20 protein-coding genes are annotated in these 15,779 nt (G+C 69.5%); 8 read left to right on the top strand and 12 right to left on the bottom strand.

The genetic code is table 11. The features are described 5' to 3' along the window. Positions 1-75 precede the first annotated feature (75 nt). From groL to OG966_RS24595, 4 genes are all read right to left on the bottom strand, one after another. Positions 76-1,698 carry a chaperonin GroEL gene (groL, locus tag OG966_RS24610; protein WP_326651997.1) on the bottom strand — a complete coding sequence of 541 codons (1,623 nt, stop codon included), beginning with the start codon at positions 1,696-1,698 and terminating at the stop codon, positions 76-78. Positions 1,699-1,793: 95 nt separating this feature from the next. Then, a complete protein-coding gene (groES, locus tag OG966_RS24605; protein ID WP_266486653.1) occupies positions 1,794-2,102 on the bottom strand; it encodes a co-chaperone GroES in 309 nt (102 codons plus the stop codon). A gap of 288 nt (positions 2,103-2,390) precedes the next feature. Further along, positions 2,391-3,029, bottom strand: coding sequence for a polysaccharide deacetylase family protein (locus OG966_RS24600; protein ID WP_326651996.1), 639 nt, complete (start codon positions 3,027-3,029; stop codon positions 2,391-2,393). Beyond that, a complete protein-coding gene (locus OG966_RS24595) occupies positions 3,026-3,958 on the bottom strand; it encodes a polysaccharide deacetylase family protein (protein ID WP_326651995.1) in 933 nt (310 codons plus the stop codon). Before OG966_RS24595 ends, OG966_RS24600 begins: the two co-directional genes overlap by 4 nt. 83 nt (positions 3,959-4,041) lie before the next feature. On the opposite strand from OG966_RS24595, the gene OG966_RS24590 reads away from it, so the two are divergent. From OG966_RS24590 to OG966_RS24560, 7 genes are all read left to right on the top strand, one after another. Then, complete coding sequence (locus OG966_RS24590) at positions 4,042-5,220, top strand: THUMP-like domain-containing protein (RefSeq protein ID WP_326651994.1); 1,179 nt, start codon at positions 4,042-4,044, stop codon at positions 5,218-5,220. 98 nt (positions 5,221-5,318) lie between these two features. Beyond that, positions 5,319-5,708 carry a WXG100 family type VII secretion target gene (locus OG966_RS24585; protein ID WP_326651993.1) on the top strand — a complete coding sequence of 130 codons (390 nt, stop codon included), beginning with the start codon at positions 5,319-5,321 and terminating at the stop codon, positions 5,706-5,708. 26 nt (positions 5,709-5,734) lie between these two features. Then, positions 5,735-6,034, top strand: coding sequence for a WXG100 family type VII secretion target (locus OG966_RS24580; RefSeq protein ID WP_326651992.1), 300 nt, complete (start codon positions 5,735-5,737; stop codon positions 6,032-6,034). Continuing rightward, entirely contained in the window at positions 6,034-7,704 is a 1,671-nt protein-coding gene (locus OG966_RS24575; protein WP_326651991.1) for an RNase A-like domain-containing protein, read from the top strand. Before OG966_RS24580 ends, OG966_RS24575 begins: the two co-directional genes overlap by 1 nt. Positions 7,705-7,713: 9 nt before the next feature. Then, on the top strand, positions 7,714-8,358 hold the full coding sequence (locus OG966_RS24570) for a hypothetical protein (protein WP_326651990.1): 645 nt from the start codon (positions 7,714-7,716) through the stop codon (positions 8,356-8,358). Between the two features lie 37 nt (positions 8,359-8,395). Then, entirely contained in the window at positions 8,396-8,695 is a 300-nt protein-coding gene (locus tag OG966_RS24565; RefSeq protein ID WP_326651989.1) for an RNase A-like domain-containing protein, read from the top strand. A gap of 8 nt (positions 8,696-8,703) precedes the next feature. Next, entirely contained in the window at positions 8,704-9,348 is a 645-nt protein-coding gene (locus OG966_RS24560) for a contact-dependent growth inhibition system immunity protein (protein ID WP_326651988.1), read from the top strand. A gap of 45 nt (positions 9,349-9,393) precedes the next feature. On the opposite strand, the gene OG966_RS24555 is transcribed toward OG966_RS24560, so the two are convergent. The 7 genes from OG966_RS24555 to tsaB all read right to left on the bottom strand — a co-directional run bounded on the left by OG966_RS24555 (position 9,394) and on the right by tsaB (position 14,667). Beyond that, positions 9,394-10,044: a hypothetical protein gene (locus tag OG966_RS24555; protein WP_326651986.1), complete on the bottom strand. Its 651-nt coding sequence runs from the start codon at positions 10,042-10,044 to the stop codon at positions 9,394-9,396. 172 nt (positions 10,045-10,216) lie between these two features. Continuing rightward, the gene (locus OG966_RS24550) at positions 10,217-11,467 is read right to left on the bottom strand and encodes an RNA polymerase sigma factor (protein ID WP_326651984.1); all 1,251 of its coding nucleotides are present in this window, start codon (positions 11,465-11,467) and stop codon (positions 10,217-10,219) included. 147 nt (positions 11,468-11,614) lie between these two features. After that, positions 11,615-11,971 (bottom strand): YciI family protein, encoded by a 357-nt coding sequence (locus OG966_RS24545; protein WP_326651983.1) that lies wholly within the window; start codon positions 11,969-11,971, stop codon positions 11,615-11,617. 170 nt (positions 11,972-12,141) lie between these two features. Continuing rightward, positions 12,142-12,402, bottom strand: coding sequence for a hypothetical protein (locus OG966_RS24540; protein ID WP_326651982.1), 261 nt, complete (start codon positions 12,400-12,402; stop codon positions 12,142-12,144). A 13-nt stretch (positions 12,403-12,415) separates the two neighbouring features. Next, the gene (tsaD, locus tag OG966_RS24535) at positions 12,416-13,513 is read right to left on the bottom strand and encodes a tRNA (adenosine(37)-N6)-threonylcarbamoyltransferase complex transferase subunit TsaD (protein WP_326651980.1); all 1,098 of its coding nucleotides are present in this window, start codon (positions 13,511-13,513) and stop codon (positions 12,416-12,418) included. Positions 13,514-13,528: 15 nt separating this feature from the next. Further along, entirely contained in the window at positions 13,529-13,984 is a 456-nt protein-coding gene (rimI, locus tag OG966_RS24530; protein WP_326655346.1) for a ribosomal protein S18-alanine N-acetyltransferase, read from the bottom strand. Positions 13,985-14,013: 29 nt separating this feature from the next. After that, positions 14,014-14,667: a tRNA (adenosine(37)-N6)-threonylcarbamoyltransferase complex dimerization subunit type 1 TsaB gene (gene tsaB, locus OG966_RS24525; protein ID WP_326651978.1), complete on the bottom strand. Its 654-nt coding sequence runs from the start codon at positions 14,665-14,667 to the stop codon at positions 14,014-14,016. A gap of 104 nt (positions 14,668-14,771) precedes the next feature. Between tsaB and OG966_RS24520 the strand changes: the two genes are divergently transcribed. Next, a complete protein-coding gene (locus tag OG966_RS24520; RefSeq protein ID WP_326651977.1) occupies positions 14,772-15,332 on the top strand; it encodes a L,D-transpeptidase in 561 nt (186 codons plus the stop codon). 119 nt (positions 15,333-15,451) lie between these two features. Here the strand turns inward: OG966_RS24520 and OG966_RS24515 are convergent, their stop codons facing one another. Continuing rightward, positions 15,452-15,634, bottom strand: coding sequence for a hypothetical protein (locus OG966_RS24515; RefSeq protein ID WP_326651975.1), 183 nt, complete (start codon positions 15,632-15,634; stop codon positions 15,452-15,454). Positions 15,635-15,779 lie beyond the last annotated feature (145 nt).

The following is a 15,779-nucleotide window of genomic DNA, read 5'->3' as shown; positions in this document are numbered from 1 at the left end:
CCGGCCCAACGCCGAAGGCCCTCGTTCCCACCGCCGAGCGGCGGGGACGAGGGCCTTCACATGTGTCGTACGGCGTCAGTGGCTGTGACCGTGGCCGTGACCCGCCTCGGCCTCCTCCTCCGCCGGCTTCTCGACGACCAGGGTCTCGGTCGTGAGCAGCAGGGAGGCGATGGACGCGGCGTTCTCCAGCGCGGAGCGGGTGACCTTGACCGGGTCGATGACGCCGGCCTTCACCAGGTCTCCGTACTCACCGGTCGCGGCGTTGAAGCCCTGGCCGGCCTCGAGCTCGGCGACCTTGGAGGTGATGACGTAGCCCTCAAGACCGGCGTTCTCGGCGATCCAGCGCAGCGGCTCGACGACGGCGCGGCGGACGACCGCGACACCGGTGGCCTCGTCGCCCTCCTTGCCGAGGTTGCCATCGAGCACCTTGGCGGCGTGGACGAGAGCGGAGCCACCACCGGAGACGATGCCCTCCTCGACCGCGGCGCGGGTCGCGGAGATGGCGTCCTCCAGACGGTGCTTCTTCTCCTTCAGCTCCACCTCGGTGGCGGCGCCGACCTTGATCACACACACGCCGCCGGCCAGCTTCGCGAGGCGCTCCTGGAGCTTCTCGCGGTCCCAGTCGGAGTCCGTGGACTCGATCTCGGCCTTGATCTGGTTGATGCGGCCGACGACGTCCTCGTGCTTGCCGCCACCGTCGACGATGGTGGTGTCGTCCTTGGTGACGGTCACGCGGCGGGCGGTGCCCAGCACGTCCAGATCGGCCTGGTCGAGCTTGAGGCCGACCTCCTCGGCGATGACCGTTCCGCCGGTGAGGGCGGCGATGTCGCCGAGCATCGCCTTGCGACGGTCGCCGAAACCGGGGGCCTTGACGGCCACCGCGTTGAAGGTGCCGCGGATCTTGTTCACGACCAGGGTGGAGAGCGCCTCGCCCTCGACGTCCTCGGCGATGATCAGCAGCGGCTTGGAGGCACCCGCCTGGATGATCTTCTCCAGCAGCGGCAGCATGTCCTGGATCGAGGAGATCTTGCCCTGGTGGATCAGGATGTACGGGTCGTCAAGGACGGCCTCCATACGCTCCTGGTCGGTCACCATGTACGGGGACAGGTAGCCCTTGTCGAAGGCCATGCCCTCGGTGAAGTCCAGCTCCAGACCGAAGGTGTTGGACTCCTCGACGGTGATGACACCGTCCTTGCCGACCTTGTCCATCGCCTCGGCGATGAGCCCGCCGACCTGCTGGTCCTGCGCGGAGAGCGCGGCCACGGCGGCGATGTCGGCCTTGTCCTCGATCGGGCGGGCGGTCGCGAGGAGCTCGTCGCACACGGCCTTGACCGCGGCGTCGATGCCCTTCTTCAGGGCGGCCGGGGAAGCACCCGCGGCGACGTTGCGCAGGCCCTCGCGGACCAGCGCCTGGGCCAGCACGGTGGCGGTGGTGGTGCCGTCGCCCGCGATGTCGTTGGTCTTGGTCGCCACCTCCTTCACCAGCTGGGCACCGAGGTTCTCGTACGGGTCGTCGAGCTCGACCTCTCGGGCGATCGTGACACCGTCGTTGGTGATGGTGGGGGCGCCGAACTTCTTGTCGATGACGACGTTGCGGCCGCGGGGGCCGATCGTCACCTTGACCGTGTCGGCAAGCTTGTTGACGCCGCGCTCGAGGGCGCGACGGGCGTCCTCGTCGAACTTCAGGATCTTCGCCATGGGAGCTTCACTGTCCTCTCAAACGAACTGCGCCCCGGGCTCCCGGCTACAAATGTCGCGGGGGCCAGGGGCGCAGATTAAAAACTTCGGGTGAATTACTTCTCGACGATCGCGAGCACGTCGCGAGCCGAGAGGACGAGGTACTCCTCGCCGTTGTACTTCACCTCGGTGCCGCCGTACTTGCTGTACAGCACGACGTCGCCGGTCTTGACGTCGAGCGGAAGTCGCTCGCCGTTCTCGAAGCGACCCGGGCCCACGGCGAGGACGACGCCCTCCTGGGGCTTCTCCTTCGCGGTGTCCGGGATGACCAGGCCAGAGGCCGTGGTCTGCTCGGCGTCGAGCGGCTGGACCACAATGCGGTCCTCGAGCGGCTTGATGGCAACCTTGGAGCTGGCGGTCGTCACGATCCGACCTCCCCCTTCGGAGATCTCACGGGGTTAACTGTCTGGGGTGGCGACCAGGTGGATCCGTCGTCGCGGGTGCCGGACCTGCCCGTCGCTGTGTTGGCACTCTCCAGTGGGGAGTGCCAGACCTGAGACTATGACTGCGGTTAGCACTCGGTCAAGCGGAGTGCCAATCCGGCGGGGCGGTGTCGGAAAGCCGGTGCCGGAAAGCCGGTGCCGGTCCGATACGGAGAACGCGGTACGGGCGCTCTCGGTTCCGCACCCACGGCAGCAGCGCGGACCCGGCCCTCACACGTAGTCCTCCAGACGCGCCACCGCGTACCCCTGCGCCTGGATATGGCGCAGCATCCGCCCCGTCGTCCCGGTGCGCGCGAGCACGATGGCGCCGGGCCGCAGTCGTTCACCCTCCACGTACGCCCGTCCCAGCACCACGGCACGGACCCCGCAGTGGGCGGCCGCGCGAAGTGTGTCGGCGTTGTACGCGCCGCGCGGCGGACGGAGCAGCCGCTCCCGCCGGCGGCAGATCTCGTCGCGCTGACCCTCGTACGAGAGCGTGCGCAGATCGGTCCCGTCCCCCGTACGGAACGTGCTGATGGGCAACTTCAGGTCGCCGACCATCCGCGCGAACTCCGGATCTCGCTCCGCGCCGTGGTCGAAGGTGAGGAAGACGACCTTCTCGCGGGTGGGCACCCGGTCCACCACGTACGGCATCTTCGGCCTGCGCGCGGGCGGCTTCGGCGCGGCCACGAGCGGCGCGGGCAGCCCCCACCGCTTGTGCGCGGAGCCCGGCACGCCCGGGCCGGAGGGGACCTGCTGCGCGGCCTTGCGCCCGAGGCGCTCGATCGGGTCCACCGACTGCGCGCACCCCGAGGCGAGAAGCGCACCGGCCGCCAGCACTCCGGCCAGCAGCCGGTGCGCGCGTCTCATACGTAGTCCTCCAGCTTTGCCACGGCGTAACCCCTGTCGGTGATCGTCTTCATGACCGACCGAATCAATTCGGGCATGGTGCTGTCCCACTCCTCCAGGCCACGGAAGTGCGTGAGAATGATGTCGCCGGGGTGCAGATCCTGGTCCGCCTCGCGCCACTCCATGTGGTCGGGGAACGCCTCGGCGGCCCACAGCGGCACGGCCTTGACGCCGCACGACTTGGCCACGCGCAGCGTGTCCCGGTTGTAACTGCCGTACGGCGGCCGGAAGAGCGGGGGCCGCTTCCCGAACCGGTCCTCGATCTTGCTCTGCTGGTTGCAGATCTCCCGCTTCTGCTCGGCGTACGAAAGGCCGGGCAGATAGAGGTGGTTGAGGGTGTGGTTCTGCAGCGAGACCCCGCGTTCCTGCATCTGCTTGAAATAGCCGTAGTTGTTGCTGATCAGGTAGTCGCTGAGGAACGCGCTGTACGGGATGCGGAGCTCGGTCATCATCCGCAGCAGTGCGGGGTCCTTCTCCCAGCCGTCGTCGATCGTCAGGAAGACGACCTTCTCCTTGACGGGCACGGTGGTGAACACGGGCGGCAGAGACTCGCCGTCCTCGACCTCGAAGCCCTCGCGGGTGGTGATCTCCGGCTTGACGGCGGGGGGCTGGGGCGCGGCGAGCGGGACCTTCGCCAGGCCCCACTTCTTGGCGGCAACGGCTCGGGCGGCCTGGGCGCGCTTCACCTTCTCCGCGTACGCGGAGAGCGCCCCGGCCGGGCCGTGCCGCTGCCGCTGAGCCGCTTTGGCGCCGCCGGAACCACGCGGAGCGCCGGAACCGCCGGAGGACTCAGCCGCACAGGCGGAGCCGAGGGCGGCGACCAGGAGCACGGCCAGGACCGCGCGGCCCTGAATTGATGTCATTTTTCCTTTTTGTCTTACAGGCTGCATGGCGCCGCATCCTGTCAGCGCGAAGCCCTGGCAACGGCCCGACACCGCCCACCGCGGGCGCACCATCCCCCACCTGGCCCACAATGGGCCGGGTGACCGATCTCGTTCCCTTCTCGACCCTGCTCACCGACGAGGGCCAGGCGCTGCTCGCCGCTCTGCGGGACTACGACCCGGCCCAGGAACTGGCGGTCGCCTCCCGGCTGCGCCGCGAGCACCCGGTCGGGCTGGTCACGGCGGCGCTCACGCAGGCGCGGCTGCGGCAGCGTGCGGTGGCGAAGTTCGGCGCGGCGGACGCACAGCGGATGTTCTTCACCCCGAACGGCGTCGAGCAGGCGACCCGCTCCTCGGTCGCGGCGTACCGTGCCGGGCGCTTCGCGGCGCTGGGCGTACGGAGCGTGGCGGACCTCTGCAGCGGGATCGGCGGCGACGCGATCGCCCTGGCCCGGGCCGGTATCTCGGTCCTGGCGGTGGACCGCGACCCGCAGACGGCAGAGGTCGCGCGTGCGAACGCGGAGGCGCTGGGCCTGGCCGAGCTGATCGAGGTCCGCTGCGCGGACGTCACGGAGATCGACACGGGTGCCTACGACGCGGTGTTCGTGGACCCCGCCCGGCGGGGCGGCCGGGGCAGGATCTTCGACCCGGAGGCGTACTCCCCGCCCCTCTCCTGGGCCATCGGCGCGGCCCGCACCCGTCCGCACGCCGCCCTCAAGACCGCACCCGGCATCCCGCACGAGGCGGTCCCGGACGACGCCGAGGCGGAGTGGATCTCGGACGGCGGCGATGTGAAGGAGGCGGTGCTCTGGTTCGGCACACGGCCGGGCACGGTCGGTGCGACGCTGCTGCCGGGCCCGCGCTCGCTGACCGGCAGGGGCCTGCCGGACCCCGGGGTCCGCGAGGTCGGCCGTTTCCTGTACGAGCCCGACGGCGCGGTCATCCGCGCGCATCTGGTCGCCGAGGTCGCGGAGGAACTGGACGGCGGACTGCTCGATGAAACGATCGCGTACATCACGGCGGACGAGCTGCGCCAGACGCCCTACGCGACGGCGTACGAGATCACCGATGAACTTCCCTTCGGCCTGAAGAAGTTGAAGGCGCTGCTGCGGGAGCGCGAGGTCGGCAACCTGACGGTGAAGAAGCGCGGCTCGGCGATCGAGCCGGAGGAACTGCGCCGCAAGGTGAAGCCCAAGGGGCCGAACGCGGCGACCGTGTTTCTGACGAGGGTGGCGGGGGCGCCGACGATGCTGATCGGGCGGCCCGCGTAACAGGGGTCACATCCGGTGCCAGGCTTTGCAACCGCCATGCTGTCAGCGCTCGTTGTTAGGATTTCACGGGGCGCGCGACAGGGGGACAAGGGGGAAGCATGGTGGATCACGCCGATCTCGACGTATCGGACGACGACCTGACCCGGCTCGCCGGGGACCTGGACGATATGCAGCGCCACCTGGACAGCCAGGTGCGCCGGATGGACGCGATCGTCGACCGCATCGAGGCGGGCTGGAAGGGCGAGGCGGCCAAGGGCTATCGCGCCCTGCACAGGGGCGCGGCCGAGGACGCCGTACGGATCCGGGAGATCCTCGTCGTTCTTGAAGAGGCGATGCGGGCCGGCCGGGACGGCTTCAGCCAGCAGGAGCTGGAAAACCTCCGGCGGATGCGCAAGGCCCAGAGCCAGGTGGACGTGGAGCGCGAGGCGCGCGAGCTCTCCGAGGGCACCGCACCGCCCACGCCGCGCAGCAGCATTCTCGACATCTGACTGACACACACAACGGGGAACAACACATGGCTGACGACCACATAGGCGTCAACTTCGCGACCCTGCGCGAGCTCGCCGGGGACCTGGAGGACATCCTCAAGAAGCTCAACGACAAGCTCGAGACTCTCTACGACCGCACCGAGAAGGTGGTCCTGAGCTGGGAGGGCGAAGCGCGCGACGCCTTCGTCGACGAACTCGACCGGTGGGACCGGGACATGCGGGACCTCCAGGCCGCCCAGGCCTGGCTCCACGAAGTCGTCACGACCGGGCAGGCCAATTACGGCTCCGCACACCGCGCCGTCCTCCGCGGCTGGGGAGCCGCCTGATGGGCACTCCGGCCGCGCCGTCCCAGAACGGCACCATCGACGTCACACCGACCCAGCTGTACGGAGTGTCGGGCAACGTGGCCTTCCAGCAGGAGACCCTGCACAAGGGCGCCAACAGCTTCCTCGACGAGTTGGAGCGATACCCGGACGGCGGCGGCTACGGCACCGCCGCCTGGGCCTTCTCGACCGCCTACCGGAAGGTCGGCAACCGCTTCCTGGAGGTATGGGCCCGGTCCGTCCTCAGCGTGGGCGGCGCCGCGGTGGGTTTCACGACGACGGCCAACAACTATGCGGCAGCCGATGCCGCAACTCATCCGTCCGGCACCGCAACGCCCACCCACCAAGCCCCTCCCACAGTCATCGACAAACTTCCCGCATACCGGTCGGTGACCGACCTCAAGTGGGCCGATATGGATGAGGGCCAGGACGTCTGGGAAAAGGCCCTTGAAGGGCTGGAGGCGGGCGTGCTGGCGATCATGCGGCCGCTGCTGGAGCACGCCTGCCGATTCGGCAAGGCGGCCGAGATCCTGCCGCTGCCCAATCACCACCGACTGGACTCCATTTCAAAGGCATGGCTGCTTCCCGGCATCTCCGCCGGCTCGGTGGACGGAAACCTCACCTCGGCGCTCACGGGCATCACGAACCAGTCCAACACCGAGTGGTACACCGCGATGCGTACCTTCTGCAGCTCCATATGGGGTACGACCGACTGGGGAAAGTCCCGCGAGGGCCACGTCTGGTCGCACGACAAGGCCGGCAACACCGGGATGAGCCACCCGATCTTCAGCGTGCTCATCGACACATGCGACGGCGTCAGCGATGCCGTCATGGCCTACGCCAGGGCGGCCGAGGATGTCCGCAGCGACCTGCACGACATCTACTGGCGCGCCGTGCGCGACGCGCTGCCGCACGTCGACACCAAGGACGGCATCGGCATCAAGGACGTGAAGAGCGTCCTCAAGGGCATCGGCAAAATGGGCAGGAGCCTCGCCGGCGGCATTGTCCTGGAGATCGACGAAGAGGCACTGAACGCTGCGGTCGAGGCGTACAACAACCGGGTCCAGCGGCAGGTGCCCGAGCTCAACAAGTTGCTGCCCGCACTGGACGAGGCATTCCTGAGCGCGCCCACTTTCCGGGCCGAGTCCGCGCGGGCCGAGGCATTCGGGGCCCGCGCCCTGAACGATTTCAAGAAGAGCCAGCTCTACACCGTGCCCGGCGATGACGAGAGCAACCACAAGTACCCCATCGACCTGGCCAATCAAGAGGGCATCGGCAACAGTCACGTCATCGACAAGCACGTCGGGAAGACGGACGAGCAGCTCGAACAGCGACTGCGCGACCAGCAAATGATCAGGAATGGCGACATTCGGCCGAAGGCGGCATCGTCCTTCGACGACCTCGAGTCCGCACAGAAACTGACTCAGGCTGTTATGGACGACCCGGACAATGAGCGCAGGATCCAGAATTGGCTCAACGGCAACCCCGGGGAGTCCTCCAAGCGGAACGTCGGACTCACCTTCAACGACCCGACGGGTCGCACCTGGGACCGCGGCGACTCGTCGGCACACGATGCCTACAATGTCATCGTGACCTTGAAGCCGGTGCCGGGCGGGCATCCCCCGTACGTCGTGCTGACATCCATGCCGACCGACCAGGCACCTCCCCAGTAAGGACACGGAATGGCATTCGACTTCGGCGATCTCTTCGAAGATGGCCCCATTCTGCGGCTTCTCGATTTCACCGACGGGTCCACACTGGAAGACGACGTCGTACGGTTCTGCCGTACGGTACGGAACTCCGCCCAGGCCGACTGGGTGATGCCGCTCAACGCGGTGGCCGCGCTGCTTGAGCTCACGGCTGAAAAGGTGAGCACCGCCGCCCCGGAGACAATCCCGGAACGTTTCCGTCAGAAGCTGAACCAAGCCGCCGGAGACACGGCAGGCTCCGAGTATCTGCGCGTGCTGGCCGAGCTGATCCGGCCCTTCGACCGGCAGGCCATTCCGTCGGTCCGCGAACTCCCGCTGGGGTCCCTGGAAATCCGGGTCAGGTTTCCCAGGACCATTGATTTTGGACTGAGCTGGATCGCGCCCGGAGAGTACACGACCGACGAAGAGGCGATCACTGCGGGCGTGGAGAGCGAACACCCTTCCCACTGCCTCGACGTAATCCCGTTGCTGGCAGGGGAAGTTCAAGAGCTTTTGATGCTCTTCCCGAGCGACGAGGAACTCACGCACGCGGTGCGCGGTGAGATCTCCTGGGCATCTCGTCCGGTCCTTGAGGACATCATCCGGCTGGCTGCGGCGCATATGGCCCAGCCGCACTGACGATTGACGCATCGCCCCTCTCGATAGGCAGTTGACCATGCGAACCCGCAGCTCCTCCTACCCCGACCGGGAGACCTCCCAGTGGTGCACTCAGCAGGTGGTGACCCGCAATGAGCAGGTCATCCACCGCTGGCTCGCCCAGTCGACCCGGCAGCGCCTGACCATCGAGGCCTCCTGGCCGTCCCGGTCCGAGCCGACCGGGCGTGTCCTGCTGCAGGCGATGATGCTCGCCGGACGCGACGCCATCGACGTATGTGCCGCACGCGTGATCCTCAAGCGCGACTCCGCGAGCCCGCACGGCTTCACCGTGCACGCCACCTTCCCGATCTACCTCTAGAGGCATCCGTGTCCCTGAAGCCGCTCGAACACGACCGCAAGTATGGCGAGTTGGACCAGGTCATCCGCGCGTATCTGGGCCAGCCGGCTGACGACGATCCCGAGAAGCGCTCCGCCGCGCTCGACGCATATCTACGGCACACCTGGCGCACGCGCCCCTGGGCGATCGCCGTCGCCGAGCACCAGCTGCGCGAGTACGCCAACAATCCGCCGGGCCGACTGCGGCTCCGTCTGGGCGAGTTCTATCCCGTACCCGATGTCGGGCTGCCCGACTCCGCGACGCAGGCATGGCTGAAGCAGCTCGCCGACCACCTCAAGCACAGCGTCGAGACCGGCGAGGCCCCGCCGCCCGCCACCCCGCAGACCCACTGGGAGTGGCACGCCCGTTTCCCCGAGCTCGGACAGCTGCTCGGTGGCTGGTTCTCCCAGGACATGCCGGACGAGTTCGAGAGCCACGACGCCGCGCTCCAGGACTACCTCGACACCACCGACTCCGGCCTGATCGCCCAGCTCACGGGCGAACTGCACGAGCTTCTGGCGCTCCCCCTGAACGAATCCGACTACGTCCTCGCCGTGGCCGAGCTGGGCATGGAGGTAGATCCTCCCTACGCCCCCAGGGTCTGGCTGACCGAGGTCGCCGGGCGGCTCGGCTGACGACGGCCCGCTCTTCCGGCTGGTAGGCCCGGCTGCCCGCCAGGTTCAGCGGTGCGCGCCCTCGCCACGCGCTGCCGACGGCACGCCCGCCAGCAGCCGTACCGCCCAGCGGTAGTGGCTCACCGCCTTCGCGACGCCGAGCAGCCCTGTCAACCAGAGAATGAAGCCAAAGCCCACCAACATGGTGACTTCGGCGTATGTCTCCCGGCCGCGCTCCGCCGTTGCCGGGACCGCGAACGAGAGCCACAGCCCCAGCGCGCACAGCAGGAACGACGGCACCAGCCAGAACAGGCTCTCGCCGGGTGAGCGGAAGCGGACGTCTCGGGCCGGGTCGCATGCCAACGACGACCACTGGGCCAGGCGTTCGCGTACGACCTTGTCGCGCCGGATCCCGAACCCGATCACCAGCCCCGTCGGCAGCATGCCCGCCAGGCCGAGCCCGACGAAAACCGCGACGGTCATGTACGAAAGAAGGTCGATGCTCTCCTGGAATGTCTTCAGCGCCGCGCCGATCAGGCCCCACCCCGCCGCGAAGCCTGCCGCCGTCAGCCATAGCAGCAGCAGTCGGGGCACACCGATACTCAGCCGGCTCAACTCGCCCATTGCCCTGGCCCGGTCGGCGAGCAATGACTCGCGGTCGGGCCACGCCCGTATGTCTTCTGGCGGCGGCGGGGGCGGCAACGTACGTCGGGACATGCGTGCGAGCCTATCGCCTGGTCAGTCGACGAATTCCTGCGTTCGTGGTACGGCCTGCCACGCGATTGTGGACCCGGTCGGCGGGAAGGCCCGCGGGCGAGACCGAACGGGCATCCGAACTGGCATCCGAATGGGCGACGCAACAGCGGAACCTCAACCGGGCTCCCGACGCTCAGGCTTCTGAGGACGCCTCCGCCGTTCGCTTCAGCAGCAGATCCCTCTCCCGTGCGTTGCGCGTCAGCGACGCCGCCCGCTCGAACTCGGCCCGCGCCTCCGCCGGCCGGCCGAGGCGCGCCAGCAGGTCGCCGCGCACGCTCGGCAGCAAGTGGTACTCCTTCAGCGCGGGCTCCGCGGCGAGCGCGTCCACCAACTCCAGCCCCGCCTCCGGGCCGTCCGCCATCGAGACGGCGACCGCACGGTTCAGCTCCACCACGGGGGACGGGGTGAGCGCGGCGAGTCGGCCGTACAGGACGGCGATCGTGGACCAGTCCGTCTCCTCGTAACGCACCGCCTGTGCGTGGCAGGCAGCGATCGCGGCCTGCAGCGCGTACGGACCGGGGGCACCGCCCGCCGCCACGTTCGCCCGTGCCAGCGCCGCGAAACCGCGCCGGATCAGCAGCTGGTTCCAGCGGGACCGGTTCTGGTCGGCGAGCAGCACCGGCGCGCCGTCCAGGCCCGTCCTGGCGGCCGTGCGCGAGGCCTGGATCTCCAACAGTGCGACCAGGCCCTGGACTTCGGGCTCCTTGGGCACAAGGCCGGCCAGCACCCGGGCGAGCCGCAGCGCGTCCTCGCAGAGCGCCGGGCGCTGCCAGTCGTCGCCCGCGGTCGCCGAGTAGCCCTCGTTGAAGACGAGGTAGATGACTTCCAGGACCGACGAAAGGCGTTCGGCGCGCTCGGGGCCGTACGGGACCTCGAAGGGGACACCCGTCTTGGCCAGAGTGCGTTTGGCCCGGACGATGCGCTGCGCGACCGTCGGCTCCGTGGCCAGGAAGGCGCGGGCGATCTCCTCGGTGGTCAGCCCGCCGAGGAGTTTCAGAGTGAGGGCGATCCGTGCGTCCGTCGACAGCACGGGATGGCAGGCGGTAAAGATCAGCCGCAGCAGGTCGTCGTCGATGTCGTCGGGTCCCGACGGCTCGGTCGGCGGCTCCACGTCCTCCAGGGCCCGTCCGACCTCCGCCAGCTTGCGGGCGTACGTCTCCTTGCGGCGTACGAGATCGATCGCCCGGTGCTTGGCCGTGGCCATGAGCCAGGCGCCCGGTCTGTCCGGCACACCTGACTCCGGCCACTGCTCCAGCGCGGCGACCAGAGCGTCCTGCGCGAGTTCCTCGGCGAGGCCCACGTCCCTCACGATGCGAGTGACACCGGCGATGATCCGCGCCGACTCGATCCTGAATACCGCTTCCACCGCACTTGCTGCCGTCACGGCCACCCATCAGAGCAGCAGGGAGGTGGGCGGGCAAGCGGAGGGCGGCGGTCAGCCCCCGGCGATCTCGCGGAGGGCGGCGGTCAGCCCCCGGCGATCTCGCGGAGGGCGGCGGTCAGCCCCCGGCGATCTCGCGGAGGGCGGCGGTCAGCCCTCGGCGATCTCGCGGACCTCGGAGGTGACGTTCCAGTGCTCCTCGTGGATCTCCAGGAAGCGCTTGGTCCACTCGATGGCCTCGGCCTTGTCCTTGGCCTGCAGGATGGCGTAACCGCCGACGACTTCCTTGCTCTCGGTGAAGGGCCCGTCGGTGACGGTCAGCTTCCCGCCGGACCAGGTGACGCGGGTGCCCTGCGAGGTCGGGGTGAGCCCGTTGGTGTCGAGCAGGACACCCGCCTTGGTCATCTCCTCGATCAGCTTCCCCATCCGCTCCATCAGCTCGGCGCTGGGGCCCTCGGCGGGCATCTCGTTCTCGTTGACGCGGACCATGGTCAGATAGCGCGGCATGGTGACTCCTCGGGTCGGGGGAGCGGGGCCGTTCCCCGCCTCTCACCCCTGCGTCGAACGGGAGGCCGCGGGATCGACACACTCCCCGGAATTCTTCCGGGAGATTTCCGGCGCGGCCATCGGTACGCAGTGCCCGTCGGCACGGCAGCGGGACCGGACATCCCTCCCGGTCAACCGAGGCCCAGCGATTCGAAGCGCCACCGGTGCACCGGCCGCGTGATCAAATCGGCTTCGGGCTCCGGCAGTTCGGGCAGTGCCGCGCCCGTGTCGGCCACGTCCCACCAGGTGAGGACGAGGACCCTGTCCTGCGCGGCGCGGAAGGTCTCCCGGCGCAGCGGCTCGTGCGCCAGCTCCTGGGCCCGTGCCCATTCGAGCAGCTCCGCGCCCCGGCCCTGAACCGCCCGGGCCTCCCACATCAGCGCGACTGTCATGAGTGCCCGACCGTCATGAGTAGAGGTTGTCCTTGCTGATCTCGTGCACATGGTCATGCGTGTGCGTCTGTCCCGGCACATGCGGCTCCGTCACCGGCAGCGAAGAGTCCGCCGACAGCTCCCAGTCCGAGGCGGGCCGGTTGCGCGCCACCATCTCCGCCCCCAGCGCGGCCACCATCGCGCCGTTGTCCGTGCACAGCCCCGGCCGCGGCACCCGCAGCCGGATCCCCGCCCGCTCGCACCGCTCCAGGGCCAGCGCCCGCAGCCGGGAGTTGGCGGCCACACCTCCGCCGATCATCAGGTGGTCCACACCCTGGTCCTTGCAGGCGCGCACCGCCTTGCGGGTCAGCACATCGACGACCGCCTCCTGGAACGAGGCCGCCACATCCCGTACCGGCACCTCCTCGCCGGCCGCCCGCCTGGCCTCGATCCAGCGTGCCACCGAGGTCTTGAGCCCCGAGAAGGAGAAGTCGTACGCCGGGTCGCGCGAGCCGGACAGTCCGCGCGGGAAAGCGATCGCGGCCGGGTCGCCCTCCTTCGCCAGACGGTCGATCACCGGACCGCCGGGGAAGCCGAGGTTCAGCACCCGCGCGATCTTGTCGAAGGCCTCGCCCGCCGCGTCGTCGATCGTCGCGCCCATGGGCCGTACATCGCTGGTGATGTCCGGCGCGAGCAGCAGCGAGGAGTGCCCGCCGGATACCAGCAGCGCCATCGTCGGCTCGGGCAGCGGGCCGTGCTCCAGCTGGTCGACGCAGATGTGTGAGGCAAGGTGGTTCACCCCGTACAGCGGCTTGTTCAGCGCGTACGCGTACGCCTTCGCCGCCGAGACTCCGACCAGCAGCGCGCCCGCCAGGCCGGGGCCGGCCGTCACCGCGATGCCGTCGAGGTCGCGCGCCGAGACGCCCGCCTCCTTCAGCGCGCGCTCCACGGTGGGCACCATCGCCTCGAGGTGCGCGCGCGAGGCGATCTCCGGGACCACACCGCCGAAGCGGGCGTGCGCGTCCACACTCGATGCGACGGCGTCCGCGAGCAGGGTCGTACCGCGGACGATGCCGACCCCGGTCTCGTCGCAGGAGGTCTCGATGCCGAGTACGAGAGGTTCGTCAGCCATCAGTCAGTCCAGCCATCAGTGAGTCTCTGTTCCTTGTACGTGGAGTCGCATGACGAGGGCGTCGACATTGCCGGGCTGGTAGTAGCCGCGGCGGAATCCGATGGGCTCGAAGCCGAAGCGCTCGTACAGCTTCTGGGCCCTGGTGTTGTCCACACGGACTTCGAGGAGCACCTCGTCGCACTCGAAGGCGGTGGCGTGCTGCAGCAGGTCGGTGAGGAGCCGGGAGCCGAGGCCCGTGCCCCACTGGCCGCGGGCGACGGCGATGGTCTGTACGTCCGCGAGACCGCCGGCCGCGGCCAGCCCGGCGTACCCGACGATCTCCCCGTCCTCCTCGGCGACCACGTAGCGGCGGGTGGCCTGCGGGCCGCGCGCATGCGCGAGCTCGGACCAGAACATCCCCGGCGACCAGGCGTCCTCGGGAAAGAGCGCATGCTCGAGCGCGAGCACCGGCTCCAGGTCCCACCAGCGCATTTCGCGCAGCGCAGCGGTCGCTCGTGCGGTCACTTCGGCGTGACCACCTTGTAGTTCTTGGGCACCTGTGCGTCGGGCCGGCGCAGATACAGCGGCAGCGGCGGCAGGAACTCCTCGGCGGCGGCCAGCTTCTCGGCGGCCAGCGCGGCGAGCGCTCCGGCCGAGACAAGTTCGGGCCCGCGCGCGTCCGGAAAGGTGTCGGGGTAGAGCAGCGCACCGGCGCCGACGGCGGGCAGGCCAGCGACCCGCTCCGCGATATCGGCGGGCCGGTCGACGGCGGGGTCGCCCACTCGCTCGCGGGAGGAGTCGTACCGCGCCCAGTAGACCTCCTTGCGCCGCGCGTCCGTCGCAACGACAAAGGGCTCGTCGAGGCCCGACGCGTACGCCAGCCCGTCCAGCGTGCACAGCCCGTGCACCGGCACGCCGAGCGCCGAGGCGAAGGTCGTGGCGGTGACCAGGCCGACGCGCAGCCCGGTGTACGGGCCGGGTCCGACCCCGACCACCAGACCGGTGACGGCGTCGAGTTTCACCCCGGCCTCGGCGAGGACGCGGTCGACGGCGGGCAGCAGCAGCTCCCCGTGCCGGCGCGCGTCGACGCGACTGGACTCGGCGACGACGGAACTGCCGTCGTGGAGGGCGGCGGTGACGGCGGGCGTGGCGGTATCAACGGCGAGCAGGAGCACGCAAACAGCCTACGGCTCCGGAGACCGGGCACGGTGCCCCGTCGGACAGGGCGCCTGCTGCTACCGTCACCACGGATACGTACGTACGAAAGGTGGGCGGCAGGGTGGCACGGAGCAGCTCGGGACTGGTGGCCGGGCTCACAGCGGCCGCTCTGGCCGTCGTCGGCTTCCTCGCCTACCAGGCGTCGGCGACCGCCCCCGCCCGTCCGGGCACGTCGAGCAGCGCGAGCGTGGCCCCGTCCGCGCAGGCCTCCGGCGGCCCCAAGCACAAGCCCGGGAACCCGCTGACGGTGCCCGCGAAGTCGGGCATCGGTGAGCGCGTCGTGTACTCGCTGGGCGACCGGCGGGTGTGGCTGGTGGGCGAGAGGGCACAGCTGAGGCGGACCTTCCAGGTCATGCCGTCGACGGTGAGCCCGCGGCCCGGGAAGTACACGGTGAAGTCGCGGTCCGGGACCGTGCCGGGCTCGGACGGGGTCCCGATCGAACATGTGGTGCGGTTCGCGAGCGTCGGCAAGGTGCCGATCGGTTTCAGCGCGGCGCGGGACGGGTCGATGGCCAGCCCGGACCCGGAGAAGAAGACCGGTGGGGTACGGATGAAGCGGGCGGACGGCGACGCGCTGTGGGCGTTCGCGGCGATCGGCACGAAGGTCGTCGTCGTTCTGTAGCTCCCGCGGCTCGCACGGCTGCCGCGACTCGCACAGCATCCGAAGTCGCGCGGCCGGTCGTCCCGCGGCTCTCGCGGCCCTGCCGAAATATCGCCCGTATGAATTACGCGGCGTCTGAATTACGCGGCGTCGCGTCGCGTTACAGGCTCCTCGGCGAGGTGTTCCTCGCGGGGCGGTGTGGAGACCGCGCTGGCTGCCGCGCACGACGCCAGCAGATCACTCATCGACAGGGCCGACGGCTTCAGCGTCGTCGGCCGTGCCGACTGCTGCCGTGGCTGCGATCCGTGCTCGGATGCCGTCATGGACGCCTCCTGGGGCTCCGGGAGCAAGCGTGGTTAGGTAGACCTAACCAGGTCTCCGTACCATGTGACCACGCCCGGCACGGCCCGCGCAACACTTTGCCGACGTCTTGTCGGAATAACCAACCTTTCGGGCTCAGCCCGGAGG

The organism is Streptomyces sp. NBC_01750 (assembly GCF_035918095.1).
In the GTDB taxonomy this organism is placed as follows: Bacteria; Actinomycetota; Actinomycetes; order Streptomycetales; family Streptomycetaceae; genus Streptomyces.
The sequence above is the reverse complement of the archived record's forward strand: the minus strand, read 5'-3'. Positions and strand labels throughout refer to the sequence as shown.

Excerpts from the sequence above, each read along its gene's own strand:
- OG966_RS24600 (WP_326651996.1), bottom strand. The coding sequence starts at position 3,029 with ATGAGACGCGCGCACCGGCTGCTGGCCGGAGTGCTGGCGGCCGGTGCG.
- OG966_RS24555 (WP_326651986.1), bottom strand. The coding sequence starts at position 10,044 with ATGTCCCGACGTACGTTGCCGCCCCCGCCGCCGCCAGAAGACATACGG.
- OG966_RS24590 (WP_326651994.1), top strand. The coding sequence starts at position 4,042 with ATGGGCCGGGTGACCGATCTCGTTCCCTTCTCGACCCTGCTCACCGAC.
- tsaD (WP_326651980.1), bottom strand. The coding sequence starts at position 13,513 with ATGGCTGACGAACCTCTCGTACTCGGCATCGAGACCTCCTGCGACGAG.
- OG966_RS24570 (WP_326651990.1), top strand. The coding sequence starts at position 7,714 with ATGGCATTCGACTTCGGCGATCTCTTCGAAGATGGCCCCATTCTGCGG.
- OG966_RS24515 (WP_326651975.1), bottom strand. The coding sequence starts at position 15,634 with ATGACGGCATCCGAGCACGGATCGCAGCCACGGCAGCAGTCGGCACGG.
- OG966_RS24565 (WP_326651989.1), top strand. The coding sequence starts at position 8,396 with ATGCGAACCCGCAGCTCCTCCTACCCCGACCGGGAGACCTCCCAGTGG.
- rimI (WP_326655346.1), bottom strand. The coding sequence starts at position 13,984 with ATGCGCTGGTGGGACCTGGAGCCGGTGCTCGCGCTCGAGCATGCGCTC.
- OG966_RS24585 (WP_326651993.1), top strand. The coding sequence starts at position 5,319 with ATGGTGGATCACGCCGATCTCGACGTATCGGACGACGACCTGACCCGG.
- OG966_RS24545 (WP_326651983.1), bottom strand. The coding sequence starts at position 11,971 with ATGCCGCGCTATCTGACCATGGTCCGCGTCAACGAGAACGAGATGCCC.
- OG966_RS24575 (WP_326651991.1), top strand. The coding sequence starts at position 6,034 with ATGGGCACTCCGGCCGCGCCGTCCCAGAACGGCACCATCGACGTCACA.
- OG966_RS24540 (WP_326651982.1), bottom strand. The coding sequence starts at position 12,402 with ATGACAGTCGCGCTGATGTGGGAGGCCCGGGCGGTTCAGGGCCGGGGC.
- OG966_RS24595 (WP_326651995.1), bottom strand. The coding sequence starts at position 3,958 with ATGCAGCCTGTAAGACAAAAAGGAAAAATGACATCAATTCAGGGCCGC.
- groL (WP_326651997.1), bottom strand. The coding sequence starts at position 1,698 with ATGGCGAAGATCCTGAAGTTCGACGAGGACGCCCGTCGCGCCCTCGAG.
- OG966_RS24580 (WP_326651992.1), top strand. The coding sequence starts at position 5,735 with ATGGCTGACGACCACATAGGCGTCAACTTCGCGACCCTGCGCGAGCTC.